18 protein-coding genes are annotated in these 25299 nt (G+C 71.5%); 6 read left to right on the forward strand and 12 right to left on the reverse strand.

Translation table 11 applies throughout. The features are described from left to right. Positions 1-237: 237 nt before the first annotated feature. The 3 genes from AW16_RS0102925 to AW16_RS0102935 are packed head-to-tail and all read left to right on the forward strand — an operon-like array spanning position 238 to position 3423. Positions 238-927 (forward strand): 2-C-methyl-D-erythritol 4-phosphate cytidylyltransferase, encoded by a 690-nt coding sequence (locus AW16_RS0102925; protein WP_029288063.1) that lies wholly within the window; start codon positions 238-240, stop codon positions 925-927. Then, complete coding sequence (locus tag AW16_RS17955) at positions 920-1651, forward strand: SDR family NAD(P)-dependent oxidoreductase (protein WP_029288065.1); 732 nt, start codon at positions 920-922, stop codon at positions 1649-1651. The genes AW16_RS0102925 and AW16_RS17955 overlap by 8 nt, the downstream gene beginning before the upstream one ends. After that, positions 1648-3423 (forward strand): CDP-glycerol glycerophosphotransferase family protein, encoded by a 1776-nt coding sequence (locus tag AW16_RS0102935; protein WP_051681610.1) that lies wholly within the window; start codon positions 1648-1650, stop codon positions 3421-3423. The genes AW16_RS17955 and AW16_RS0102935 overlap by 4 nt, the downstream gene beginning before the upstream one ends. 18 nt (positions 3424-3441) lie before the next feature. On the opposite strand, the gene AW16_RS0102940 is transcribed toward AW16_RS0102935, so the two are convergent. Then, positions 3442-4686: a CDP-glycerol glycerophosphotransferase family protein gene (locus AW16_RS0102940; RefSeq protein ID WP_029288068.1), complete on the reverse strand. Its 1245-nt coding sequence runs from the start codon at positions 4684-4686 to the stop codon at positions 3442-3444. Positions 4687-4861: 175 nt separating this feature from the next. On the opposite strand from AW16_RS0102940, the gene AW16_RS0102945 reads away from it, so the two are divergent. Next, the gene (locus AW16_RS0102945) at positions 4862-6790 is read left to right on the forward strand and encodes a carboxypeptidase regulatory-like domain-containing protein (RefSeq protein ID WP_156044030.1); all 1929 of its coding nucleotides are present in this window, start codon (positions 4862-4864) and stop codon (positions 6788-6790) included. A gap of 66 nt (positions 6791-6856) precedes the next feature. Here the strand turns inward: AW16_RS0102945 and AW16_RS16785 are convergent, their stop codons facing one another. Next, the gene (locus tag AW16_RS16785; RefSeq protein WP_156044031.1) at positions 6857-9616 is read right to left on the reverse strand and encodes an N-acetylmuramoyl-L-alanine amidase; all 2760 of its coding nucleotides are present in this window, start codon (positions 9614-9616) and stop codon (positions 6857-6859) included. A gap of 137 nt (positions 9617-9753) precedes the next feature. On the opposite strand from AW16_RS16785, the gene rfbB reads away from it, so the two are divergent. After that, positions 9754-10749, forward strand: coding sequence for a dTDP-glucose 4,6-dehydratase (gene rfbB, locus AW16_RS0102955; RefSeq protein ID WP_029288072.1), 996 nt, complete (start codon positions 9754-9756; stop codon positions 10747-10749). A gap of 1 nt (position 10750) precedes the next feature. On the opposite strand, the gene AW16_RS17460 is transcribed toward rfbB, so the two are convergent. The 9 genes from AW16_RS17460 to AW16_RS17465 form a co-directional block, all read right to left on the reverse strand. Next, a complete protein-coding gene (locus tag AW16_RS17460) occupies positions 10751-12919 on the reverse strand; it encodes a SpoIID/LytB domain-containing protein (protein WP_051681611.1) in 2169 nt (722 codons plus the stop codon). 78 nt (positions 12920-12997) lie between these two features. Next, positions 12998-13873: a glycosyltransferase family 2 protein gene (locus AW16_RS0102965; protein ID WP_029288076.1), complete on the reverse strand. Its 876-nt coding sequence runs from the start codon at positions 13871-13873 to the stop codon at positions 12998-13000. Then, complete coding sequence (locus tag AW16_RS0102970) at positions 13870-14694, reverse strand: CDP-alcohol phosphatidyltransferase family protein (RefSeq protein ID WP_034648057.1); 825 nt, start codon at positions 14692-14694, stop codon at positions 13870-13872. The genes AW16_RS0102965 and AW16_RS0102970 overlap by 4 nt, the downstream gene beginning before the upstream one ends. Further along, positions 14691-15917, reverse strand: coding sequence for a CDP-glycerol glycerophosphotransferase family protein (locus tag AW16_RS0102975; protein WP_029288080.1), 1227 nt, complete (start codon positions 15915-15917; stop codon positions 14691-14693). The genes AW16_RS0102970 and AW16_RS0102975 overlap by 4 nt, the downstream gene beginning before the upstream one ends. Before the next feature lie 5 nt (positions 15918-15922). Continuing rightward, positions 15923-16612, reverse strand: a complete 690-nt coding sequence (locus AW16_RS0102980) for an NTP transferase domain-containing protein (RefSeq protein WP_029288082.1) — start codon at positions 16610-16612, stop codon at positions 15923-15925. 129 nt (positions 16613-16741) lie between these two features. Further along, on the reverse strand, positions 16742-18886 hold the full coding sequence (locus tag AW16_RS0102985) for an acyltransferase family protein (RefSeq protein ID WP_051681612.1): 2145 nt from the start codon (positions 18884-18886) through the stop codon (positions 16742-16744). A 61-nt stretch (positions 18887-18947) separates the two neighbouring features. Beyond that, positions 18948-20180 carry a CDP-glycerol glycerophosphotransferase family protein gene (locus tag AW16_RS0102990; protein WP_231495931.1) on the reverse strand — a complete coding sequence of 411 codons (1233 nt, stop codon included), beginning with the start codon at positions 20178-20180 and terminating at the stop codon, positions 18948-18950. Between the two features lie 75 nt (positions 20181-20255). Then, positions 20256-21452, reverse strand: coding sequence for an LGFP repeat-containing protein (locus AW16_RS0102995; RefSeq protein WP_029288087.1), 1197 nt, complete (start codon positions 21450-21452; stop codon positions 20256-20258). A gap of 11 nt (positions 21453-21463) precedes the next feature. Further along, positions 21464-22621, reverse strand: a complete 1158-nt coding sequence (locus AW16_RS17465) for a CHAP domain-containing protein (RefSeq protein WP_081861429.1) — start codon at positions 22619-22621, stop codon at positions 21464-21466. Between the two features lie 92 nt (positions 22622-22713). On the opposite strand from AW16_RS17465, the gene AW16_RS0103005 reads away from it, so the two are divergent. Continuing rightward, entirely contained in the window at positions 22714-23733 is a 1020-nt protein-coding gene (locus tag AW16_RS0103005) for an acyltransferase family protein (protein WP_051681613.1), read from the forward strand. Between the two features lie 2 nt (positions 23734-23735). Here the strand turns inward: AW16_RS0103005 and AW16_RS17470 are convergent, their stop codons facing one another. Next, positions 23736-25298, reverse strand: coding sequence for a glycosyltransferase (locus tag AW16_RS17470; RefSeq protein ID WP_051681614.1), 1563 nt, complete (start codon positions 25296-25298; stop codon positions 23736-23738). Position 25299 lies beyond the last annotated feature (1 nt).

A 25299-nucleotide genomic window follows, 5' to 3' on the forward strand; every position in this document is an offset into this window, starting at 1 on the left:
ACCGACCCGTCCGTCGGGTGGGGGCCCGAAGGGTGCACCGGGTCTGTCACGTGCGCAGTCACGTGGTGGGGCGCCATTCTGTCGGGGACCGGGCCGGGCCCGGGGCGCGACGGGACGCCCGGACCGATGGCCCATACTAGACGCCGGGCGGGACACCGCCGTCCGCACGCGCAGCACGCGCGCGGGACGACTTCAGACGGCCGACGACGGCCCGACGCCACCGAGAGGACCACCTCGATGTTCTCGTTGCTGCTGCTCAACGGCGGGGTGGGAGCCCGCGCCGGTGCCGGGCAGCCCAAGCAGCTCGTCAAGGTCAACGGCCTGCCGATCCTGGTGTACTCGCTCGTCGCGGCGGACGCTGTGCCGGACATCACGCAGATCGTCCTGAACTACCCGGACGGCTGGCGCTCCCAGATCGAGGCGATCGTGGCGGACTACGCGATCCGCACCCCGGTCACGTACGTGCGTGCGGGGGCGAGCCGGCACGAGTCGGTGCGCGCGATGCTCGACGTCGCGACGCAGGACGACGTGATCATCCACGAGACCGCGCGCCCGCTCGTGACGACGGAGGACTTCCAGTCCCTCGTCGCGTCCGAGCACCGCAACGTCTCGCTCATGCTCGAGATCCCCTTCACCGTGGCACCGGTCGACCCGGCGGAGCAGAAGGTGACGGGCTACCTCGAGCGCTCGACGCTGCGCAACGTGCAGCTCCCCCAGAAGTTCTCGATCGCCGACCTGCGCGACGCGCACGCGTTCGCCGAGCGCGAGGGCCGGCTGTTCACGGAGGACGCGACGCTCGTCGCGGTCGCCGGGCACGACGTCCGGTTCGTCAACGGGTCTGACCGCAACATCAAGGTGACCACCCCCACCGACATCAAGCTCGCGACCTACCTGCTCACCGGCGGAGACGAAGACTGGAATGACTAAGACGCTGCTCGTCACGGGCGCCTCGCGCGGCATCGGTCTGGAGACCGTGCGCCGCTTCCTGCAGGAACCGGCCGCCGGACGCGGACCCGAGAAGGGCGACGTCTCGCGCATCGTGCTCGTCGCCCGCGACTCCGACGACTACTCCGAGGCGTTGGCCGACCTCGAGGCGCACAACCCACGCGGGGTCACGCTGTCCGCCTACCGCGCCGACGTCGGCGACCGCGCCGCGCTCGTCGAGCTGATCGACGAGATCGCAGAGAACGACGGCAACATCGACTACCTGGTCAACAACGCGGGGTACACCAACCCCGTGGCGCTGCAGCAGGTCGACTTCGCCGACTTCGAGCGGACCATGTCGGTCAACCTGTACGCGCCGTTCACGCTGGTACAGCAGCTGCTGCACCGCGGCAACCACTTCGACCTCATCGTGAACATCGCCTCGACCGCCGGTATCGGTGGCCGCTCGGGCTGGCTCACGTACTCGGCGTCGAAGGCGGCGCTCATCAACATGAGCGAGGTCATGCGCGAGGAGCTCGCGATCTACGGGACGCGCGTGGTGTGCATCTCGCCCGGTCGCACCGCCACCGCGCTGCGGCGCGTGCTCGCGCCGACCGAGGACCCGTCGACGATCATGCAGGCCGGTGACGTCGCCGCGGTGATCGAGATGCTCGCCTCGCCGGTCGGTCGTTTCGTCGACTCCGCGAACCTCGTCGTGCGCCAGTGAGCGCACTGCTGGGACGCGCGAGGGCCCTCGTGCGCGGCGGCTCTGCGGGCCGTGCGCTGTACACGGCCGCGCTGAACGGTCTCGCGGTCCTGGCAGTGGGTGCCGCGGCCCTGGACCACACCGGCGCGGCACTCGTGCTGCTCGCACTCGTGCTGGTGCTCACGGGCGTCGGCCTGCGCCGCGGCTCGCGTGCGCTGCGCCACCTCGGACGCTGGGGGGCCGCGCGCACGCTCGTCTCGGTCGCCGCACTCGTGCTGCTCGCGCGATCCGACGCACCACGGTGGACGATCGTGTGCGCGGCCCTGCTCACGGCCCTCGTCGCGACCGAGCCCTCGGGCGCGCGCCTGTGGCGGTCCGCCGCGCGGCCCGTGCACGCGCTGCCCGGGTTCGCGCTCTCGCGGCCCTACGCGTCGTCGGGCGGCCTCGTCGTCGTCGCGTCGCTCGTCCTCGCGGCGCTCACCGGTCTGGGCGCGGTGTGGACCCCTCTCGCACCTGTCGCCGCGGTCGGCACCCTGGCCGACGCCGCCGTGATCGGTGCGTGGACGGCGATGGCCGCGCGCGACCGGGGACGCATCGGCGCGCTCGTGCACGACGCGCTCGAGGACTACGCACCGCAGGTCATGGTGTACGTCTCCGGACCGGGTGGCACCGAGTACCAGCTGCGCACGTGGCTCGAGCACCTCGCGGAGGTCGACCGCCGCTGGGTCGTCGTGACGCGCGAGACCCCGCTCGCCAACGCCGTCGCGCGGCTCACCGACGTGCCGGTGGTCGCGGCCCGCACGCTCGTCGAGCTGGACCAGGTCCAGGTGCCGAGCCTGCGCGTGGCGATCTACGTGAACAACGGCGCGAAGAACGGCCACAACGTCCGCTACCGCGAGCTCACGCACGTGCAGCTGCTGCACGGAGACAGCGACAAGCCGTCGTCGTACAACCCGGTCACCGCGATGTTCGACGTCGTCTTCGTGGCCGGTCAGGCGGGGATCGACCGCTACGGCGCGCACGGCGTGCGCATCCCGGAGGAGAAGTTCAGGATCGTCGGTCGCCCGCAGGTGCGCGGGATCACGCGTGCTCACGACGAGCGACGCGAGCACGTCATGTACGCGCCCACGTGGACCGGCTTCCACGCGGACAACAACTTCGGGTCGCTCCAGTGGGGCACGACGATCGTGCGGGCGCTGCTCGACGACGGCTGGACCGTCACGTTCCGTCCGCACCCGTTCTCGCTCGCGCACGCGCCGTCGCTCCAGCACATCGCCGACGTGCACGCGCTGCTGGCCGCCGACGCCGCGGGCAGCGGGCGTGCGCACGTCTACGGCGAGGCCGCGACGCAGCTCGACCTCGTCGAGTCGTTCAACGCGTCGGACGCCCTGGTCGCGGACGTGTCGTCGGTGCCGGCCGACTACCTGTTCAGCGAGAAGCCGTTCGTGCTGGCGCGCGTCGGCGAGCTCGACGACGACGACTTCCTCGCCGACTTCCCGCTGGCTCGCGCCGCCTACGTCGCTCCTGCGGCGGACGCCGCCGCGATGGCAGCCGCCGTGGCGCGCCTGCGTTCCGACGACATGGCCGCGACGCGCGCCGACCTGCGCCGCTACTACCTGGGCGACCTGCCGACGGAAACGTACGGCCAGGTGTTCGTCGACGCGGTGCGCGAGCTCGTGGACGCGGCGCCGCCTGAGCACAGCGCGGCGGAGCACGGCACGCCGCAGCACGGCACCGCGGACGACGACGAGCTCGAGGCCGACCTTCAGCTCGGCGAGGACGACGAGGCCTGAGCCCGGCCGCTCACGCGGTCAGTCCCGCGCTTCTGCCTGCCGAGGCTCGGCCGCGGCGACGACGGGCTCCTGCCCCGCGAGGATCCGCTCGCACGCGTCGAGGAACCTGCGCAGCGAGGCTCCGGGCGTCGTGTCGCCGAGGTAGTACTCGGCCATCGCCTTGCGCTCGGCCGCGTACGGGTCGCGCTCGACCTCGTCGCGCGCGATCACGGCGGCGTCGATCGCCCGCTCGGCCGCCAGGCTGCGGACCTCCCGCACGAGCAGCCCACGGTCGACCCCGCTCCCGGACGGGTCCGTGAGCACGAGCGGACGGCTCGTGGCGAGCCAGTCGACCGCGACGGCCGAGACGTCGCACACGAGCACGTCGGCCTCGGCGAAGTCCGCCTCGAGCGACCCGGCTCCCGAGACCCGACCGCGGGTGCCGGCCTCGGCGACGATGCGCCGCACCGCGACGTCGGCCTCGCCGTACGTGGGGTTGCGTACCCCGGTGAGCGGGTGCGGGCGGTAGACGAACCGCACGTCCGGGTCACCGACGAGGGAGCGCGCGATCGCCGCACCGTGCGTGACGAGCGAGCTGTAGGCCGCCGACGTCTGTGCACCTTCCCAGGTGGGTGCGTACAGGACCGTGAGCTGCTCGCCCCGCTCGCGTGGGAGCGGAGCGGCTTGCGGACGTCCGACGACGACGCAACGGCGCTCGGCGTCGAAGCGGCGCAGCCCCGACGCGAGCCGGTCCACCGCGGCGCGACCGGCGACGAACATGAAGTCGTACGCCTTCGCCTGGTTGGACACCGAGACGACCTTGTCGCTGTCCCCGTGCAGGAGCGAGACGTGCGTGAGGTCGGCGAATCGCAGCAGCGAGAAGTTCTGCACGTGGTGGTTGACGTAGAGCGCGAGCCGCGCGGCTCCTCCCGTGACCATCTCGTCGAAGGTCGCGTACCGCGACACCGTGACGACGCGCAGACCGGTCAGCGCGCGGACGTCCGCCGCGGCCCGCGAGTCGGCCGTGACGACGACGACGGGGTGCCGTGCGTGCAGCTGTTCGAGCACCGGGAGCCACTGCGCGAGCTGGTAGACGCTCTCGCGCGTGCTGCCGAAGTAGACGACCACGTGCTCCGCGAGCGGGCCCGCGGCCACGAGCTCACGGTCGTTCCCCCGGGCATCGGGGACCCCGGCGGGCAGCAGTCCGAGCCGCTGGACGACCCGGCCACCGACGCTGCGGGCGCGTCGGCGCAGGGAGTCCGGCCTCGGGTCACTCGTCGTCATCGTCGTCCGTTCGGTCGCTGGCCCCCGGATTCTAGTACGGACAGATGTCCAGGACGGAGGGCGATGGAAGGCGTGTGCGCGCGTCATTCACCCGCGCGAGGTGCCGACGCGGGCGCCCGGCGCTGGGAAGATCTCCTCAGTCAGTCGCACGACCCCAATCCAAGGAGACATCACAGTGAGACGCACTTCGTCCTGGGTGCTGGCGCTCGTCGCCGCGCTCGTCGTCGGGCTCGTGGGCGCGACGCCCGCGACCGCCGCCGACTCGTACACCGTCACGGTGAAGGTGACGACCGCCGGCGGTGCCGGGGTCTCGGATGTCTACCTCTCGCTCAGCCAGGACTCGCCGTACTACTGGGACAGCGAGGACACCGACGCATCGGGCGTCGCGACGTTCACGGGCGTGCCCGGCGCGTCGACGCTCTCGCTCAGCGGCTCCGTGTACGTCGGCAGCACCCAGAAGCAGATCTCGCAGACCATCTCGGTCGCGAGCGCGAACGTCTCGACAACCGTCAAGCTCGCGGGCACGCAGGCCATCACGGGCAAGGTGACGGACAAGGGCACCGGGGCCGCGCTGGCGAACGCCTACGTCAACGCGAGCGCCTGGTCCGGCAGCGGCTCCGGCGGCTACGCGCAGACCGCCGCCAACGGCACGTACTCGATGATCGTCCCTACGGGCACGTTCCGCGTCTCGGTGTCGGCGTCGTCGGGCGACTACCTCTACTCGTACTACCCCGGCACGACCGACTACAACGCCGCCAAGAAGGTCACCGTCGCGTCCGGCAAGGACACCGCCGGGGTCAACGTCGCGCTCGTGAAGCCCGGCAAGATCTCCGGGAAGGTCACGTACAACGGCAAGGCCGCGAAGTCGCTGACCGTGTACGCGTCCGGTCCCGGCTACGGCTCGGCGACCACGTCGTCGACCGGTGCGTACACCACCAAGGTCGACCCGGGTGCCTACACCCTCGAGGTGTACCGCTCTCCCACGTCGTCGTTCCTGACGACGTACTACGGCGGCACGGTCCGGGCCCCCGAGGCGAAGAAGGTCTCCGTCGGCTCCGGTGCGTCGGCCACGGCGAACATCGCGCTCAAGGCGGGTGCGACGCTCAAGGGTGTCGTCAAGAACAGCAAGGGCAAGGCCGTCAAGGGCGCCCAGGTCTCGGCGTACAACACGACCCGCGCGGGCTACGCCTACGCGACCACGAACGCCAAGGGCGCTTACGTGCTCTACGGCCTGGCGAGCGGCAAGGTGAGCGTCTCCGCGAGCACCGGCGACGGAGCGACCTACGGCACGAAGACAGCCACCGCGACGCAGGGCAAGACGAAGTCCGTCAAGACGATCGTGGTCCGGGCCTACGGCACCGCGACGATCAAGGGCAAGATCGCCGTCAAGAGCGGAAAGCTCGCGGACGCCACCGCCGTGCTCATCGGTGCGAAGAAGGTCGTCTACGGCCAGCGCGGACCCAGCAAGTCCGGTGCGGTCACCTTCAAGCACGTCCCAGCGGGCACGTACACCGTGGTCGTCTCGGGGTCGAACGTCGCCAAGAAGGTCACCGTGAAGTCCGGCAAGACCGTGAGCTTCGGCAAGCTGACCCGGCCCAAGCTCACGACCGTCAAGGGCACTGTGAAGGCACCCAACGGCAAGGTCCTTCGCGATGCCTCGGTCGTGCTGTACGACTCCTACGGCACGTGGGCAGGCAGCGCCACCACGTCCACGAAGGGCACCTACAGCATCAAGGGCCTCGCCAAGGGCACCTACCACCTGTGGGCGGGCTCCTCGTCCGGCACCTACGTCCCCGTGACGTCGACGTTCACCGCCAAGTCGGGCAAGAACGTGAGCAAGTCGCTCAAGCTCAAGACGGGCGGCACGCTCAAGGGTGTCGTCAAGAACTCGAAGGGCAAGCCCGTCGCGGGCGTCAACGTGTCGGCCGGTGGCGCGTACACGACGACGAACTCGAAGGGTGCCTATGTCCTCAAGGGCGTCGCGTCCGGCAAGGCGACCGTGTACTTCTCCGACCCGTACGTCGGTGGGTACCTGAACGCCACCAAGTCGGCGAAGGCGAAGGCGGGCAAGACGGTCTCGGTCTCGACGGTCAAGCTGAAGTGACCTCGCCGACCGGCTGAACGCACGAGAGCCCCGCTCCCTGGAGCGGGGCTCTCGTCGTATGGAGGCTCAGCGGCCGAGCACGACCGCCGAGATCCGCACCGGCTTCGAGTCGGCGGTCGTGATCGTGAGCGTGCCGCTCGTCGCCTTCGTCAGGGCGACGTCGACGTGGTGGTGCGTCGAGTGCGCGCGTGATGCGAGCGAGACTGTCGCGACCTTGGTGCCACCAACGCGCACGACGACGCGGCCGCGACCCGGTGCCGAGTCGACGATCAGGCGCACCTCGCGTACCTTGACCGCCTTCGCGACCGTCAGGGTGCGTCCCTTGCTCGTCGCCTGCCACACCTGGTCGCGATACCAGGCGTCGGCGTGCTTGGTGGACCAGCCGGCGGAGCGCTTGACGAGCGTGCTCGAGACCGGCCGCGACGCGGACGGGTACGCGGTGATCGCGCTCGTGCCGCCCGCACTCACGGCCCGTACGCCGACCACCCAGGTCCGCCCCGTCTGCGACGTCGCGAGCCGGTACGACGTGCGCGTCGTCGTGGCGACCTTCGTCCAGGAGCTCGGGAGCGCCGTGCCGTGCGCCGCGGTCCGGACGAAGACCTCGTACCGCTTCGCGTTCTTGAGCGGCTGCCACGAGTAGGTCGAGGTCGTCGCCTCGCGGAACGGCGCCTGCGCCGCGGACAGCGCGACCTTCGTCGGCGTCGCGGCCGGCAGGGAGCCCGTGCCGAGCACCTTGGACCCCACGGCGACGCGCGCGAACGCGATCGCGTTGACCTGCACGCTTCCCGTACCGGCCACCCTGCGCAGCGTGAGCGTGCCCGAGACGGACCGCGGGAGGTCGAGATGGACCACCGCACGCGTCGTGGCGGTCGCCGCTCGCGTGTCGATCGTGCCGAGCACGGTCGACCCGGACCGGACCTGGAGACGTCCCGTCGACGGACCGCGAGCCACGTCGAGCACCACCGAGCGAGCCTGGCTCACCTTCACGGCGAGGGTGCGCGAGCCCGAGGTCGCGCGGTAGGACTGCGCACCGGTCACCTTGGTGCTCGACCAGCCCGACGAGCGCACCACCGACGACCACGGCACGGGCCGTGTGACCTGCCCGAGGACCGTCACCGACCCGCGGCGGCCGTGGCTGTCGATGCCGCGCACCGCGACCACGCGCGTGCGCCCGGCGTCCGTCGAGAACGACGTCGACGTTCCCTTCACCGTCTTGAGGACGGTCCACGCGCGGTCGTCGTCCATCGTGTACGTGAGGCCCGACGAGCGCGTGAGCACCTGGTACCTGACGGCGCCCTTCACGGCGCCCCAGTGGTAGGCACGCGAGGTCGCCCACTGCACGGGCGTCTGGGTGCTGGTCATCGCGACCTTGCCCGGTGCGGCCAGGGCGGCGACCGGCTTGCCGTACGTCGTGGTGGCGGCGTCGACCTGCGTCTTGACGGCCTTGCGGATGGACGGGAGCTTCGCGTACAGCTTCCAGCCCGGGCACGCGGTCCCGTTCGTGTCACGGTGGCCGAGGATCACGGGGACCTTCACCCACGTGCCGGCCTTCGCCTTGGTGTCGCTGCCCGTGCTGCTGCCCGTGAGGAGCTTGGTGGACCCGGTCGGGTTCAGCCCGTGCGCGTACGCCTGCCAGGCGAACACCTTCTCGATCGACGCGACCATCGCGGCCGGGGGCGCCGCCGACTGGAAGTTGCCCATCGCCGAGACACCGATGGTGTCGGTGTTGTAGCCGCCCGCCTGCGCACCGATGGGCAGGTCGTCGATCGCGTCGCGACGGCCCTGGTAGATGGTCCCGAACCGGTCGACGAGGAACTGGTAGCCGATGTCCGGCCAGCCGCGGCTGCCGGTGTGGAACGCATAGATGCCGCGCACGATCGCGGCCGACTGCGCCTTGGTGTAGCCGTTGCTGCCCGCGGTGTGGTGCAGGTACATCGCCGTCAGGCGCGACGACACCTCGGGCCACGCCGAGCCGCGCTTCTCGTTGGCACCCCACTGGGCACGGGTCACGATCTTCGGGCGGATGACGTCGCCCTTGGCGGCGCCCTTCGCGACGTCGGTCGTCGTCGTGGTCGTCGTCGTGGTCGTCGTCGTGGTGGTCGTGGTGGTGGTCGACGAGGCCGGCGGTGCGGGATCCGTCGTCGGGCTGGGTGCGGGCGTGGGATCGGTCGAGGTCGGGTCGGCCGGGGTCGGGTCGGTCGAGGGATCCGTCGGGGAGTCGTCGTCGGCCGCCACGACGTCGAGACGCAGCCCGGCGGGCTCGGATGCGCCGTCGGCCGTCTCGACCCGCACCTGGGCCGCGTCCGCCCCTGACGTCACGAGCGCCTCGGTCCCGGGCCGCTCCCCCGCGACGCCCGTGTCGACGACGTCGAGCGCCTGCCAGTCGGTCCACGTGCCGTCCTCACGGACGCGCACCGCGACCTGAGTGACGTCGACGCGCTGGCCGGGGTCCCACGTCACGCCGGCGACGAGGAACCGGCCGGTGAACGTGCGGGCACCGAGCGCGACGACGTCGTCGCGCTCGACCGGTTCGAGCCCGTCGTCCGTCGCCGAGGTCGCCTCGCCCGCGGCGGGCGCGAACGCACCCGGCTCGCGTGCGGCCGACCGGTCGACGCCCCCGACCGCATGCGTCGTGATCGTCGGGTCGTCGACGGGAGCGGTCGCGAGATCGGCGCTACCCTCCGTCGCGCTCGGTGCACCGCCCTGCTCGTCGGCAACGGCCTGCCGCACCACCGGGCCGAGGTCCGCCTGCGCGATCTCGGCCGGCGCCACGAGGGCAGCACCCAGCAGGGCTGCAACGGATGCTCGGATCAACCGTCGGGTCATGGTGGCTCCCCCTCATAGCGCCCCGGACCGGGACACGGTACGTCGCCCGATAGGGTGGCGGCGATCCCTGTCCCCGCGTGTCTGCCCCGTCGGCCAGTTCGACGACAGGTCCGACGCCCACACGCTCAGGAGCCATCGTGCGACTCCTCGTCACCGGCGGCGCAGGCTTCATCGGCGCCAACTTCGTCCAGCAGACCGTGCGCGAGCACCCGGACGTGCAGGTCACGGTGCTCGACGCACTCACCTACGCGGGCGACGAGGCGAGCCTGGCACCCGTCGCCGACGCGGTCGCGTTCGTACAGGGCGACATCGCCGACGCCGAGGTCGTCGACCGGCTCGTCGGCGCGGCGGACGCGGTGGTCCACTTCGCGGCGGAGTCGCACAACGACAACTCGCTGCACGACCCGTGGCCGTTCGTCCGCACCAACGTGATCGGCACGTTCACGCTGCTCGAGGCCGTGCGTCGTCACGGGGTGCGGTACCACCACATCTCGACCGACGAGGTCTACGGCGACCTCGAGCTCGACGACCCCGCGAAGTTCACGCCCGAGACCCCGTACAACCCGTCGAGCCCGTACTCGTCGACCAAGGCGTCCTCCGACTTGCTCGTGCGTGCCTGGGTCCGCTCGTTCGGCGTGCAGGCCACGATCTCGAACTGCTCGAACAACTACGGCCCGTACCAGCACGTCGAGAAGTTCATCCCGCGGCAGATCACGAACCTCGTCGACGGCGTGCGCCCCAAGCTGTACGGCACCGGGCAGAACGTCCGTGACTGGATCCATGTCGAGGACCACAACACCGCGGTGTGGGCGATCGTCGAGCGCGGTCGCATCGGCGAGACCTACCTCATCGGCGCCGACGGCGAGGTCGACAACAAGACCGTCGTCGAGACGCTGCTCGAGCTGATGGGCCAGCCGTCCGACGCCTACGACCTCGTGTCCGACCGCCCGGGCCACGACCTGCGCTACGCCATTGACGCGACCCGGCTGCGTGAGGAGCTGGGATGGGCGCCGCGCTACTCGTCGTTCCGCGACGGGCTCGCGGCAACCGTCGACTGGTACCGCGCGAACGAGGCGTGGTGGCGCCCCCGCAAGGAGGCTACGGAGGCCCGGTACGCGGAGCTGGGACGCTGACCTACTTCGGCAGCACCGGCTTGAGGGACTTGACCCACGGCGACTTGACGTATCCCGATGCAATCGCGTTCAGGTCGGCTCGCATGGCATCGGTCTTGCCCGGACCGCTCCTGGGGACAGAGGCAGTCGTTCCCGACGACGAGGTTGCCGTCAGTCGTACGACCCCTCCGCCCTGTCGCGTCTTCTGCACCGCGATCGACACGACGTCCGCGAGCCCGAAATACTTCTCCGCCGCCGCCTGCGAGAGCGTGGCGGTCCAGGAGATGTTCGGGTTGCCCGACGAGGTCTTGAGACTCCAGGGGTCGGGCACCGAACGCTCGTACGGGACGGCCGTCACCCATACGTCCTCGCTGTTCAGCGTGCTACCGCCTGACGCAGAGTAGTAGTGGGCGGCCACCGGCTCGCCACCGGAGGTCAGGAGCATCCCCGCGTCTCCGGTGATCGTCGCGGCGACTGCCTTCCGCCAGATCGAGCCGTAGTAGCCGTCCGAGGTGCTGCCGTACAGCCCGTTGTGACCCTCATTCTCCTTCTTCCACCCCGTGAAGTTCTGGTCACGCACGTCGTCACGCAGGTGGCATCCGCACCGGGACTTGATCCCCTTGTCGAACTGCAGGAGCGCGAACGAACGCGCGGCGATGGCCTGCGCCTGTAGCGCGGCAGAACCGTTGACACCCCACGACGACTGCACCTCGGCGATGCCGTTCAGGTATTCAGTGTTGAGTTCGAGGTCGTTCACGACGTTGATGTGACCGCCGATATTCGTCACGGTCAGGCGACCGTGCCGGTACGCGCCCTGCGCACCGGCGACCGTCACGTAGGTCTGCTTCGACGTGTGACTGGGGTAGTAGTAGGAGGTCGACTCCCAGTGCAGACGCACGGTCGTGTCGGTCGAGACGACCTTGCCGTCGATCGAAGCGGTAACCTCGCCCTGAGGTGCGACGGCAAATGTCACTTTCTCGTCGTCGACCCCGTATGCGACAGTCGAGCCTGCCGAGGTGCGCACACGCCATCCGCCGTCGTGGACTCTCACGGCGACTTCCGTGGACAGATCCTCGTAGGCCGCGTACTTCGGGTCCGGACCGAACACCTGCACAGAAAGCGGTGAGGCGGGCATCGCGGCTGAGGTCACGTCAACACCTGTGTAGTAGGTCTTCAGGATCGTCGTCGCAGACTTCCCCGCCTGAGCCATCGCGTACGCGCCGTACTGCGACATCCCGACGCCGTGGCCGAAACCCGAGCCGTTGATCGTGAACGACGTCGGGATCACGGTCGTGACGGCGACCTTGACCGTCGAGCTGCTCGTCTTGCCGACGAGCACGCGGTACGAGCGCGTCACGACGGGCGTGATCTTGACCGTGGCCGAACCGGCGCTCACCTTCACGGACTTCGCGGTCTTCCAGCTGCCCGACCCGGTGCGCTGCTGCAGCGTCACGGTTCCGGTGCCGGGGTGGCCGGCGGCGTACCAGCGGATCGTCGCCGTGGTGGTGGACGTGGACGTGGGCAACGAGGTCGACGAGAAGGAGAGGGAAGCCCAGTCGCGGTCGACGCTCAGCGCACGCGAGCTGCTCACGACGCTCCCGCGCACGACACGGAACGTGTGGGACAGGGTGGGTGCGAGCTTCGTCGTCGCGTAGCCGGATGCCGGAACCTTGACGTCCTTGTAGCGCAGCCACGTCGAGCCCTTGCGGTACTGCACCGTGACGGTTCCTGCCGCCGGCTTCCCGCCCCGCACCAGGCGGATCTTGGCGATCGTGGCGGTGCCCGCCTTCACGGACGCGGGACTCAGGCCGAACGAGATCCACGACGTCTTGACGGTGAGCTTCTTCGACGCGCTGACCCTGGACCCGTACTTCAGGCGGTAGGTCGTGGTGGTGGTGGGCTTCACGCTGGTCTTGCCCGAGCCCTTGGTGACCTTGACGGTCGCCACGGTCTTCCAGGTCGATCCCTTCTTGGCCTGCAGCGATACCTTGGCAGTCGGCTTCGACGACCCGACGCGCAGCGAGGCCGTCAGCGTCGCCGCGCTGCCGAGGCGGACGGACGACGACCCGCCGAGCTTGATCGTCGTACCGGACGTCGCTGCGGACGCGGGCGAGAGCCCGACCAGGACGAGCGCTGCCGCGACGACGACCACGAGCAGGGACCGCCGCCGGGGCACGGCGACGTGACGCATGTGACGCATGTGACGCATGGCGCACACTGTGACACGTCCCCCCGGGAAATCCCACCACCGCCCAACGACGCGCCACGCTCAGATCACGGGCGGACGCCCTCGCAGGGTCATGCGCGCCACGGTCCGCCACGACATGACCTGCCGCTCCCCCGCGTCGCTCGTGACGCCCTCCCGGAACCCGCCGAACCACACGCGCAGCGCGGGCAGGTCGGAGCGGTCCCGGATCACCTGCGCCGCCGTCCACGTGCCCACGTACAGCGGGCGCAGCAGTGCCGGGAGGTTGCGGCGCGCGAGCCACACGCGGTTGCGCCCGTTGAGCCGCTGCGAGACCGCGTGCCGCGACGGGTGCGTCGCCGGGTGGTGCATCTCGACGTCACCCATGTGCCACACCTCGAAGCCCTGGTCCCACACGCGCCACGCGAGCTCGATGCCCTCGTGCGCGTAGAAGAACTGGCCCGCCCACCCGTGCGCGCCCTCGAACGCGTCGCGGCGCACCATGGTGACCCCCTCCGTGACCGAGAAGATCGGCGTCGAGCGTTCCGGGTCGCCCTTGCGCAGCCGGCGCACCCACCGACCGGGCGGCTCGGACCCGTCGAGCGTCGTGAGCAGCGCCTGCGCCATGCCGAGGCGCGAGCTGCGAGCGAAGCGCTCCGCCATGGTGCGCAGCGCGTCGGTCGACGGGATGACCGCATCGTCGTCCAGGAAGAAGATCAGGTCCCCGACGACGTGCGCGGCGCCGACGTTGCGGCCCTCGGGGATGCCCACGTTCTCCGCGAGCGCCAGCCCGCGCGCACCGTCGGGCAGGCCCGTCGGCTCCCAGCCGTTGCCGACGACGAGCACGTCGAGGTCGACGCCCTCCTGCGCGAGGGCGGAGGAGACCGCGGTCGCGAGCTCGACCGGGCGGTTGCCCATCGACAGGACGACGACGCCGACGGACGGCAACGCGGCGCTCATGCGCGCAGCCGCGAGGACGTGAGGATCGCGACGAGGTGCCCGGCACCGGTCACCACGACGGCGACGATGAGCCCGACGAGCGTCCAGCGCGTCACGTCGTCACCGCCGAGGAAGGCGTCGGCGATCGCCGCGACGGCGATCACCGTCGCCAGCTCGACCGCGTGGAACAGGCGGTGGAACGGCACGAACCGCGCGGCGCGGCGCAGCCGGGCGACGCCGCCCACGCGCGGCGCGGCGACCTCGGCCGCGTCCTTCGCCGGCGGCAGCCCGCCCTGCGCACGCGACGAGACGACGAGGTCGTTGACGACCTTGTTGAGCAGGAGCAGCGTGGCGAACAGGCCGCCGAGCGTCGTCCACGCGAGGTTGTCCGGGATCTCACCGAAGCCACCGGCCGCGCGAACGCCGAGCGCGAGCGCGATGAGCGCCTCGGTCGTGTAGTGCGCGAGCTTGTCGATGAAGATGCCGACCGGTCCGGTGGTCCGCTTCCAGCGCGCGAGCTCGCCGTCGGAGGAGTCGACCAGCATCTGCAGGTGTGCCAGCGCGACGGCGAGCACCGCGAACCCCCACCCGGGCAGCGCGACGGCGAGCGCCGCCACCCATCCGATCGCGAGCATCAGCCACGTGACCTGGTTGGCGCTCATGCCGAGGCGCAGCGCTACCAGCGTGAGGTACGGCGAGATGCGCCGCCCGTACACGTCGGCCGTCCAGTGCTCGGCGTTGCGGCGCTGGCGGATCTGGTCCGGCTGGCCGACGCGGCGCAGCTCGGCGACGCTGGGCCGCCGGTCGTCGGGGTCGTGCGTCAGTTCGGTGGTGCTGCTCATTCCCGTCCTCGTCCGCCGCGGAGCGCGTCGCGCTCGCGGATGATGCGGTCGCACTCGACGACGAACCGCTTGGTCGCGCCGCCGACGGCGCCGAAGTAGTACTCGACGAGACGTGCCCGCTCGTCGTGCCCGGGGTCCTGGTCGACCTCGCGCCCGAGCACGTCGCCGACGTGCGCGATCTCGCGCGCCGTGAGCCGGGGCACGGCGGCCAGCAGCCGCGTCTCCGCGACGTCGGCGCCCTGCGGCGGGACCGTGACGACGAGCGGGCGACCCGTCGCGAGCCAGTCGAACGCGATGGCCGAGACGTCGGTGACCATGACGTCGGCACGCGCGAACGTCCGGTAGGGGTCGGCACCGGTGTCGACCACGTGGCCAGGCCCGGCCGCCGCGAGGATCGCGCGGATCCGCTCGTCGGCGGTCGCGAACCGGGCGTCGCTCACGCCCGTGCGCGGGTGCGGCCGGTAGACCACGCGGAAGCGTCCGTCGTCGACCAGCGCCTGCACGAGCCGCTCGCCGTGGCTCACGACCGACGAGTACGCCGAGGACCCCTGCCCGCCTTCCCAAGTGGGCGCGTAGAGGACGACGACCGGCGAGCCCGGAGCACGCTCACGCGGACCGGTCGGGACGTCGTCGAGCTGCGGTCGCCCGACCGCGACGACGTGCGCGGGGGCGTCGAAGTTCATGAGCTGGCCCGCGAACCGGTCGATCGCGCCCTGGCCCGCGACGAACGCGTAGTCGTACGCCTTGACCAAGTTGGACGCCGAGACCCGCTTGTCGCTCTCGCCGTGCGAGAGGAACACGTGCATCGCGCCCGGGACCCGCAGCGCGTTGAAGTTGCCCACGTCGTGCCCGACGTAGCAGAACAGCGCGACGTCCGAGCGTTCCGCGAGCGCGTCGATCGTCGCGCTGCGGCCCACGACGACGACGGGAAGCGGCTGCTCGCGCGCGACGACCCGGGCCGCGCGGGAGTCGGCGCACACCACGAGGACCCGGTGCTCGGCGTCGAGCGCGCGCAGCGGCGCGTACCACTGCCGGAGCTGGTACAGGTTCTGCACCGTGCCGGCGAAGTACACGACGACGCGCTGCTCGTGGCTCGCCGCGAGCACGGCCGCGTCGTCACCGAGCCCGTCGGGCATGCCCGCGGGGAGCCAGCCGAGCCTGCGCAGGGCGCTGCCGCCCCAGCTGCGCACGCGTCGGCGCAGGCGCGCCCGATCGAAGCCCACGCGGCTCAGACGTGCTCGTTGGCGCGCTCGAGGTCCTCGTCGAAGTCGACCTCGACCGCCCACAGGTCGGAGATGTCGACCGGCAGGAACTTCACGCCGTCGCGCTCGATCGCCAGCTCGATGCCGCGCTCGAAGTAGTCCTGGTCCTCGACTTCCTCGAGCCGCGCGACGAGGGTCGCCTTGTCCTGCGCCGCGACGTAGTTGATGCCCACGGCCTCGCCCAGCGCGTCGACGACCTGCTTGGAGAGGGCGTCGATGTACCCGTCGGCGTCGACCGTGTACTTGACCTCCTCCTCGGCCACCTTGGCGGTGTTGACCGAGACGAGCGAGGTCTCGCTCTCGAGGTACGGCTTGAGTCGCTCGAGGATCGCGGGGTCGAACACGACGTCGCCGTTCATCCACAGCACGCCGCCGTCGCCCGACGCGCGCAGCACGCGCAGCAGGCTCTTCGACGTGTTCGTGCGGTCGTACTCCTCGTTGTAGACGAACAGCGAGCGAGGGTGCGCCTCGAGGATCATCTCGAGCTTGAAGCCGACGACCGTGTAGAGCTGCACGTCGGCGAACGCACCACGGATCTTCTCGACCTGCTGGTCCATGATCGTGTGCCCGTCGCGCAGCGGCGTGAGCGGCTTGGGGAACGGCCGTCCGAGCCGGGTGCCCATGCCTGCGGCGAGGATCGCCACCTGAGTCGTCATCGAGAAGTCACTCCCTGGTCGTGGCCTGTTCGGCGGCCGTTCGTCAGCTGTTGTCCGGCGCCTCGGAGCGCCGCTGCCCGCGGCACCCCTAGGCATGCTAGTCGCGCCGCCACCGGCGGCGCGCAGGGATCACCGTCCGACGTACGGCTCCAGCCGCTCCCACAGGTACGGCGCGACGCTGCGCGCGTAGGTCGACGAGATGTGGTCGTCGTCGCGGTGCACGTCGGCACCCCCGATGACCGCCGGGCACGTCGAGCCCTTGCAGTACAGGTCGGTGAGCTCGACGAGAGGCACGCGCCCCTGGCTGCGGTCCGTGGCGTCGCGCAGCGGGTCGTGCTTCACGAGCACGTCGGCGCGGCGCTGGTCGCACCGGCTCGGGTCGGCGCGACCCTCCTTGAGGAGGCACTCGTTGGGGTCCGTGTGCGACGTCGGGTTGTCGAGGATCGCGACCACCGGGGTGCCCGCGTCGAGCACCGGCTGCCATGCGTCCAGGAGGCCGGAGGCGACCACGTCGCGCTTGTTCGCCCCCGCGGGCACCTGCATCTTCTGGCGCGCGTACCCGGTCACGACGACGGCGTCGTAGTCGTGCGCCTTCGCCAGGAGGTCGGCGCCCACCTCCTGCTGCCATGTCCCGCAGCCCTGAGCGACGGACGGCACCGAACGCCTCGGCAGGACCGTGCTCCAGACGCACGACGCCTTGAGGTAGCTGGTCACGACGACGTCGCCGTCGTCGACCAGGCGCTCGAACGCCGGCAGCATCGCGCGTGCGTGCGAGTCGCCCACCAGGGCGATGTGCGGCACGCCGGCACGCGGCTTGCCGAACGTGCACGGTTCCATGTCCGGCTCGCTGTTGTCGCTCCAGCACTGCTGCAGCCCGGCGTCGTCGTTCTTCACGTCGGACGGGTCGGGGACGACGACGTGCGCGAGAGCCGGGTCGGGGCACCCCTTGCCGTCGTTCACCATGCTGGCGGCGCCGAAGCAGTGCGGCTTGCTCGCGACGACACTCTCGGCGTGGGCGGCCGCCCGTGCGCTCGCGGCACCCGCGGCGTTCGAGCCGACGACGCACACGGCGGCGACGACGCACATGCCCGCCGCGGTGAGCGCGAACGTCACGCCGGACCGTCGCAGCCCGAACCGGTGCGTCGACCGCACGGGGTCCTCGACCCACCGCTTGGTCGCCCACGCCAGCACGACCACCGCTGCGAGCAGGAGCAGCTTGTCGACGGCGTGCAGCTCGTGACCGAGCGCGAACGGCAGGATCACGATCGGCGGCCAGTGCCACAGGTACGTCGAGTAGGAGATGTCACCGAGCGTCTGGACGGGCCGCAGGGCCAGCGCGCGGGTCGGCGCCCACGCCGCACGCGGCGCTCCCGCGGCGATCACCGCGGCGGTGCCGAGCACCGGCACGAGCGCGGCGGTGCCGGGGAACGGTGTCGCCGAGGTGAACGACACGCCCGTCCATGCCAGCGCTCCGAGCCCGGCCCACGAGAGCACCGCTCGAGCCCTGTCGAAGCGTTGCGCGCGCTCCTCGAACGCCACCATCGCGAGCGCGAGCAGCGCCCCGGCGCCGAACTGCCACGCGCGGGCTGTCGTGACGAAGTACGCCTGCGGCGCGTCGGTCGTCGTCAGGTGCAGGGACCACCCGAAGCTCACGACCGTGACGACGCCCAGCAGAGCCGCCGCCACCGTGCCGTTCCTGCGGCCCGTGCGCGCGGCAACCCAGAGCGCGAGGAGCACGAGCAGCGGCCACACGAGGTAGAACTGCTCCTCGACCGAGAGCGACCAGTAGTGCTGCACGGGAGACGGCGCGGCGTCGGCCGCGAGGTAGTCGACGGCGTCGTGCGCCAGGACCCAGTTCAGGACGTAGAAGCCCGCGGCGCCGACCTGACGCAGGTAGTCCTTCCACAGGCCGCTCGGGACCCATGCGAACGTCGCGACCGCGGTGACCACGAGCACGAGGAGCGACGCAGGCAGCAGTCGGCGCGCACGCCGCGCCCAGAACCGCCCGAGCGCGACGCGCCCCGTGCGCTCACCCTCCCGCAGCAGGTGCCCGGTGATGAGGAAGCCGGAGATGACGAAGAAGACGTCGACGCCCACGTAGCCGCCGGTGAGCCGCTTGGGCCACAGGTGGTAGAGCACCACGAGCATCACCGCGACGGCACGCAGCGCCTGGACCTCGACGCGCACCTTCGTGCCGGACGGGCGCCGCTCGGCCGGCGGGACGGCCACCTCGGGCGGGACGTCCTCGGCGACGGACGGACGGGTCGACGACACGGGCTGCGGACTCCTCGCTGCGGGGAAAAACCGGTTCAGGGTACCCGTGCGGGCGGGCCGGTCAGGCCCGCGTGCCGTGCCGCTCGCGCTGCGCAGCCCGACGGTCGCGCACCACGCGGTCGGCGACGACGAGGAACCGGGACATGGCCGCCCCGGGGCGCGTGTCGCCGAAGTAGTCTGCGACCACCTCGGCGTACGCGTCGTCGGCGCCCCGCGCCAGGAGGGCGTCGACGACCGCGACCGCGCCACCGGCGTCCTGCGCTGCGATCGTGTCGACGCGGTCGGCCAGCGAACCCGGTTCCACCACAGCGGTCGGCGACTCGGGCCGGGTCAGCAGGAGGGGACGGCCCGTCGCGAGCCAGTCGAACGCGACGGCCGAGACGTCCGTGACGCACACGTCCGCGGCGCGCAGGTGCCACCCGAAGGCGGTGTCACGGTCCACGAGGTGCTCCGCGCCCGGGTCGCTCTCGTTCGCTCGCGCGAGGATCCCCGCCAGGCGCGCGTCACCCGCGGCGAACCGACCGTCCTGCACACCGGTGCGCGGGTGCGGGCGGTACACGACGCGGAAGCGTGGGTCGGCGACGAGCGCCTCGAGCAGCGCGGGGCCGTGCGAGAGCACCGAGGAGTACTCCATCGAGGGCCGGTCGCCCTCCCACGTGGGCGCGTACAGCACCACCGTGCGGTCGTCGTCCGGGAGCTCCGGCCCGGCGTACGTCACGTCGACCTGCGGACGTCCGACGAGCAGGATGCGTGCCGGGTCGAGCCCGTAGACGTTGCGCTCGATCCGTCGCACGGCGGCCGGCCCCGCGGCGAGCACGTGGTCGTAGGCCTTCAGCTGGTTGGACACCATGTAGGACTTGTCCGACTCGCCGTGCGACATGAACACGTGCGCCGGCTCGGTGAAGCGCAGCGTCGAGAAGTTCTCGCGGTTCTGGTTGACGTAGAGCATCGCGGCGACCGGGTGCGTGCCGAGCCAGCGCTCGAGCTCGGCGATCGTCGAGAAGTGCAGGACCGGGACGGGGCACTCGTCGAACAGCGCACGCGCGGAGTCCGGCGAACGCGTCACGACCACCACGGGGTGCTGCTCGTCGAGCCGCCGCAGCGGCTCGAACCACTGCCGCACCTGGTAGAGGTTGACGGCGCCGTCCGCGAAGTAGACGACGACCTCGACGGTCCCGGCGACGACGGCGGGACGCGACCGTGCGATCGCGGCGACCTCTCGTCGGAGCCGCCGCCGGGTCAGCACCTCCCCGACCTTCGCACTCCCCCGTCTCACGTCACCCAGCAGTCCCACGGCACCCGCTCCTCGTCGCGCCGCGCGCGCTGCGCCGCGGTCAGGTCACGGTACCGGCCTCGCGGCGGGCAGGGCTCACCACCGCGGGTCGGCGTAGAACAGGACTCGCTTCGCCGAGCGGTGGTGCACGTACACGCCGCGGGCGTCCGTGAACCGGGTCCCCTTCGACGAGTTGCCCTCGAGCACCACGAGGTCGTCGCCCGACCTGCTCAGCAGCAGCCCGACGTGGCTCGCCTTCTTCGGCGACGCGTTGCGGAAGTCGAAGAACACGAGCGTCCCGACCTTGGGCTTGCGGCTCGAGCCGGGCTTGTAGTCCGTCATCGCCTTCTTCGACGCCGCGACGAACGAGTCGAACGACGACCGGGCGGGCACCACGCCGGGGCGCCCGATCGCGGCGGACACCCATGACTGGAAGGTCCCGCACCACGCCGCCGAGTACCCGAACCACGCGTTGTACTTGGACTTGCGCCAGGCCGGCTCGCGGTACCCGACCTGCGAGCGCGCCGCCGCCAGGTACTGCGCACGGGCACCGCTCCCGGCCTGGTAGTGCGCGATCTTCGTCGTCGACGAGGCGTACGCCGCCACCTTCGCGAACTGCTGCGTGCAGCCCGACTCGAGCACGACGCACCGCGCGTCCGCGCGCGGGACCCCGAACGTGCCCGTCATACGCCCCTTCGCGACGTACCGGTCGCGGATCTTGCCGGGGACGAACCAGGTGCGGGTCACGCCTGAGCGGACCACCTCGACGAGCATGCCTCTCTCGAAGTCCTTGTACCGCACCGACGTCACACCCGAGTCCTTGACGCGCGACGCCGCGACGCGTCGCGTCCCGGTCGTCGCATCGCCCAGACGGCCGGCGAGGTCCTTCGCACGGGCAGCGAGGGTGCGCGCGGTCGAGCTCTTGGCGACCTCGAGCACCGGACCGTGCACGGACGACGAGCCCGTCGTGCGGACGTAGTACTCGGCCGACCCGGTCGGCGTGGCGGGCACCGCGAACCGGCCCGTCGACGTCGTGCGGAAGGTCGCCAGCACCGTGCGCGTCGTGCTCGTCCGGCGTACCAGCTGCACCTGGGCGGAGGCGACGCCGGCCGACCCCTTCGTCACGCGGCCCGTGAACCACACGCTCTCGCCCGTGCGGTACGTCGTCGACGTGGCCTTCGTCGTGACCACCTTCGTCGCGGCCTTCGTCGCAGCGTGCGACTCGGGTGCGGCCACGAGCGTCGTTCCGCCCAGGCCCAGCACGACGACGAGTGCCGCGAGAACCCTGCCCATCAGTCTGCCCATCAGTACGTCGGGTAGGCGTAGTAGAGCGGCATCGAGCGCGGTCGCGTCTTCTGGTAGACGCCGCGGCCGGCGCTGTCACCGGGGGTGCTGGTGTTGCCCTCGATCGTCACGATGCTCGACGCGTTGACCTTGACGACGACGCCCACGTGCGTCGCGGCCGTGCGGCCGTCGCTGATCGTGTCGTAGAAGACGAGCGCACCGACCTTGGGTGTCTTGCCGAGCTTCATGTGTGCGCGCACGTCGGCGAGGAACACCGACCACTTCGCGTGCTTCGGGATCGCGCCGGGGTTGCCCGACGCGACGGCCGCCCAGGACTGGAACACCGAGCACCACGCGCCGACGCGCCCCACCCACGCGTTGTACTTCGAGTCGTTGTAGCGCTTCTGCCGGTACCCGACCTGCGACCGCGCGGCGGCGATCACCTCGGCGGCCTTGGTCTTCCCGTACGCGACCGCGCCCTTGGTGTGCTTGTTGTCGTAGATCGCACCACCCGAGAACCGCTGGACGCAGCCGCTCTCGATCAGCCCGCACTTCGGGTCCGCGAGCGGGACGCCGAGCTTGCCCTTCGGGCCGCCGGCCTTCTTGTACGCCGTCAGGATGTCGCCGTAGACGAACCAGGTGCGCACCGAACCCGCCTTGTTGGTGACCTGGACCAGCATCCCGTGGGAGTAGGACCGGTATCGCACCGCCGTGGTCCCCGCCACCTTCGCGGACGCCGTCGAACCACGCGCCGCACCCGCGCGGTCGCCGAGGATCGCCGCCCGCGCCGCGATCGTGCGCTTGCCGTACGTGAGGTGGATCTTGCGAACGGTGCTCTTCACCCCCGACGCGGTGGCCCGTGCGCGGTACGAGTACTCGCCGTAGGGCCGCTGCCGAACGGAGAACGTGCCGGAGCTCGACGTCGTCGACGTCGCGACGCGGTGCCATCCCGACGACGTGCGGCGCTCGAGCACGACGGTGCGCGCCTTGAGCCCCTTGCCTCCCGACGTGAGCTTCCCGGTGAACCACACCATCTCGCCGTGGCGGATGCTCGGCGAGCTGACCTGGAGCTTCAGGGACGTCCCGGTAGCGAGCGCGGGCCCCGCAGCACCGACGAGCCCGCCGAGCGCGAGCACGGCTGCGAGGAGGGCGGCGGTGAGGTGTCGTCGTCGGGCCATGCCCTACCTTGAACGGGACGGTACGACGAGGCAACCGGAACGCCCGGGACCTGCGCTGGCCTTGCGGCGGGACAGCCGCCACGATGGCACGCGTGACGAGCACCGGCGACCGCCACCCGTTCTGGGACAACGCGAAGGCCGTGCTCGTCACGCTCGTCGTCGTCGGGCACGCGCTGCAACCGGCCGCAGCCGCGGGCGTCGCCGTCGCGGACGTGCTCTACCGCTGGGTGTACCTGTTTCACATGCCGGCGTTCGTGCTGGTCACGGGCGTGCTGACGGCAGAGCTCACGACGCGGCGCGCCGGCCGCCTGGTCACCGGTCTGCTCGCGCCGTACGTCGTGTTCCAGGTCCTGCAGACCGCCGAGGTCTCCCTGCTGCGCGGGTCGCTCGCACCGCTGCACCTGCTGGAACCCCGCTGGACGCTGTGGTTCCTCCTCGCGGCGGTGCTCTGGCGCCTGTCGGCTCCGCTGTGGACCGCGTTGCAGCCGTCCGTCGCCATCGGGCTCGCGGTCGTCGTGTGCCTGCTCGCAGGGCTCGGCGACGGGGTGGGGCACGTGCTCGCGCTCGACGACGCGCTCGGGTTCCTTCCGTTCTTCGTCGCCGGCCTCGTGCTGCGCTCGTCGGCCTGGTCCGGGCGCCTGACGACCGCACCCCGGACCCCCGTCGTCCTCGCCGGGGCCGTCGTGCTCGCCGCGGCCCTCGTGCTCGCCGCCGTGACGCGGGACGCGTTCACGTCGAGCGCCCTCCAGCTCGGGTTCGCGACGGACGACGTGGGAGCCACGGCCGCGCGTGGGACGGCCCTGCGGGCGGCGCTCCTGCTCGCCGCCGCGGCGTGCGTCGCCGCGGTGCTCGCCGTGGTGCCGCGCCGGGAGCTGACGTGGACGTCCGTGGGCCGCGCGTCGCTGTACGTGTACCTGCTGCACCCCTTGCTGCTGCTGCCGCTGCGCGACGGGCGGTGGGTGGCAGGTGGGGCGGTCGCGCTCGCGACCGCGCTCGGTGCGGTCGTTCTCGCGCTCGTGCTCGCGTCCTCCCCGGTGCGCCGCGTCGCCCGGCCGTTCGTCGAGCCGCCGCTCGACCGCTTGCTGCTCGCGCGGCCCGGCGGGCGAGCCTGAGCTCAGCCCGCGTCGAGAGCGCGACGCTCGCGCAGCACGTCGGCGACGAGGGCGAGCCAGCGCTCGTCATGGCCGCGCTCCGAGTAGGTCCGCCGCACGCGGAGCGCCATGATCCCCTTGATCCGCGAGCGGATCGGGTGCCGCACGGCGCGCTCGAGCGCCGCCGCGAGGGCCGCCACGTCGCCTGACGGGACGAGCCATCCCGCACTCCTGCCGACGAGGTCACGTGGGCCGTACGGGTAGTCGTAGGAGACCACGGGCGTGCCGACGGCGAGCGCCTCGAGCGTCGCGATCCCGAAGCCCTCGCTGCGTGAGGCGGACACTGCGACGCAGCCCGAGCGGAGCGCCTTGACCGGGTCGGCGGTGAACCCCTCGAACGTCACCGACCCCGCGAGGCCGAGCTCGGTCACGAGCGCCCGCAGGTCTGCTTCCGCGACGCCGCTCCCCCAGATGCGCAGACGCGCCTCCGGTGCCCGGTCGACGACCGTCCGGAACGCCCGCACCACGTCGTCGACGCGCTTGTGCGGCACGAGCCGCGTGACCACGACGACGTGCGGAGGTCTCCTGACCATGCGCTTGACGCGCCCGCGCAGCCGAGGGCTGCTCGCCGGCGGCTCCCCCACCGCATGGGGCAGCACGACGACCCCGGGCGACCGTCCGTAGTGGGCCTCGACGTCGGCCGCCTGCCCGCGCGAGAGCAGCACGAGCCTCGAGAAGGCTGCCGCGTTGGTCAGCGCCCAGTCGTTGTACGTCCAGACGTTCTGCGGGTCGTCGTACGGCGGGCGCAGGTGGCAGCTGTGGATGCTCGCGACCGACGCGACCGGTGGCATGTGCGGGTTGAGGCGGACCACGTGCCCGTCGTACGAGCGCGACTCGCACAGGAAGACCGCGTCACGCCCCGACCCGGCCAGAGTGCCGAACCACCGCAGCTCGAGCTCGCGCTGCGGCAGCTCCTCGTCGCCCGTCGCCACCGGCCCGCGCAGCACGCGCAGGTGCGACGAGCCGTCCGAACCGATCCGCTCCTCGAGGTACGGTTCGCCGCCGGGCGTCAGGTACCTCCGTGCGACAGGTGTCTTGCCTTCGGTGGTGGTGACGACGCGCAGGGCACCCGTGCGGTCGAAGTTGCTGTGCCGGACCCGCGTCCCGTCGGCCCACTCGTCGGAGTAGTTGAGCGACCCGTCCTCGCGCAGCACGTACCGGGCACGCAACGCACGGTCCTCGTCGCGCACCTCCCACTGGCCCTCGCGACCACGACGGCGCTTCATGCCCGGTGCAGGCTTGAACGGGGTGCGCCGGCCGACGGCGTAGAGCGGCTCGCCCGCCAGGTGCTCGAAGAGGTTGGCGAGCACGACGTTCTCGGGCAGCGAGTACCGTTGCCGCCAGGACGTCATGATCTCGTCGTACGCCAGTCGGTGGTTGAACGTCACGAGCTGCACCGAGCGGTAGTGCGGCGCGAGCAGCGCGGCGCGCGTCAGAGCGGACTGCGTGCGGCCGCCCGAGTCCGCGCTGAACCGGCCGACGACCAGGTACACCGTCGCCGGGTCCGGCCCGCGCGGGGCGTCCACG

It is taken from the genome of Cellulomonas sp. HZM (assembly GCF_000708885.1).
In the GTDB taxonomy this organism is placed as follows: Bacteria; Actinomycetota; Actinomycetes; order Actinomycetales; family Cellulomonadaceae; genus Cellulomonas.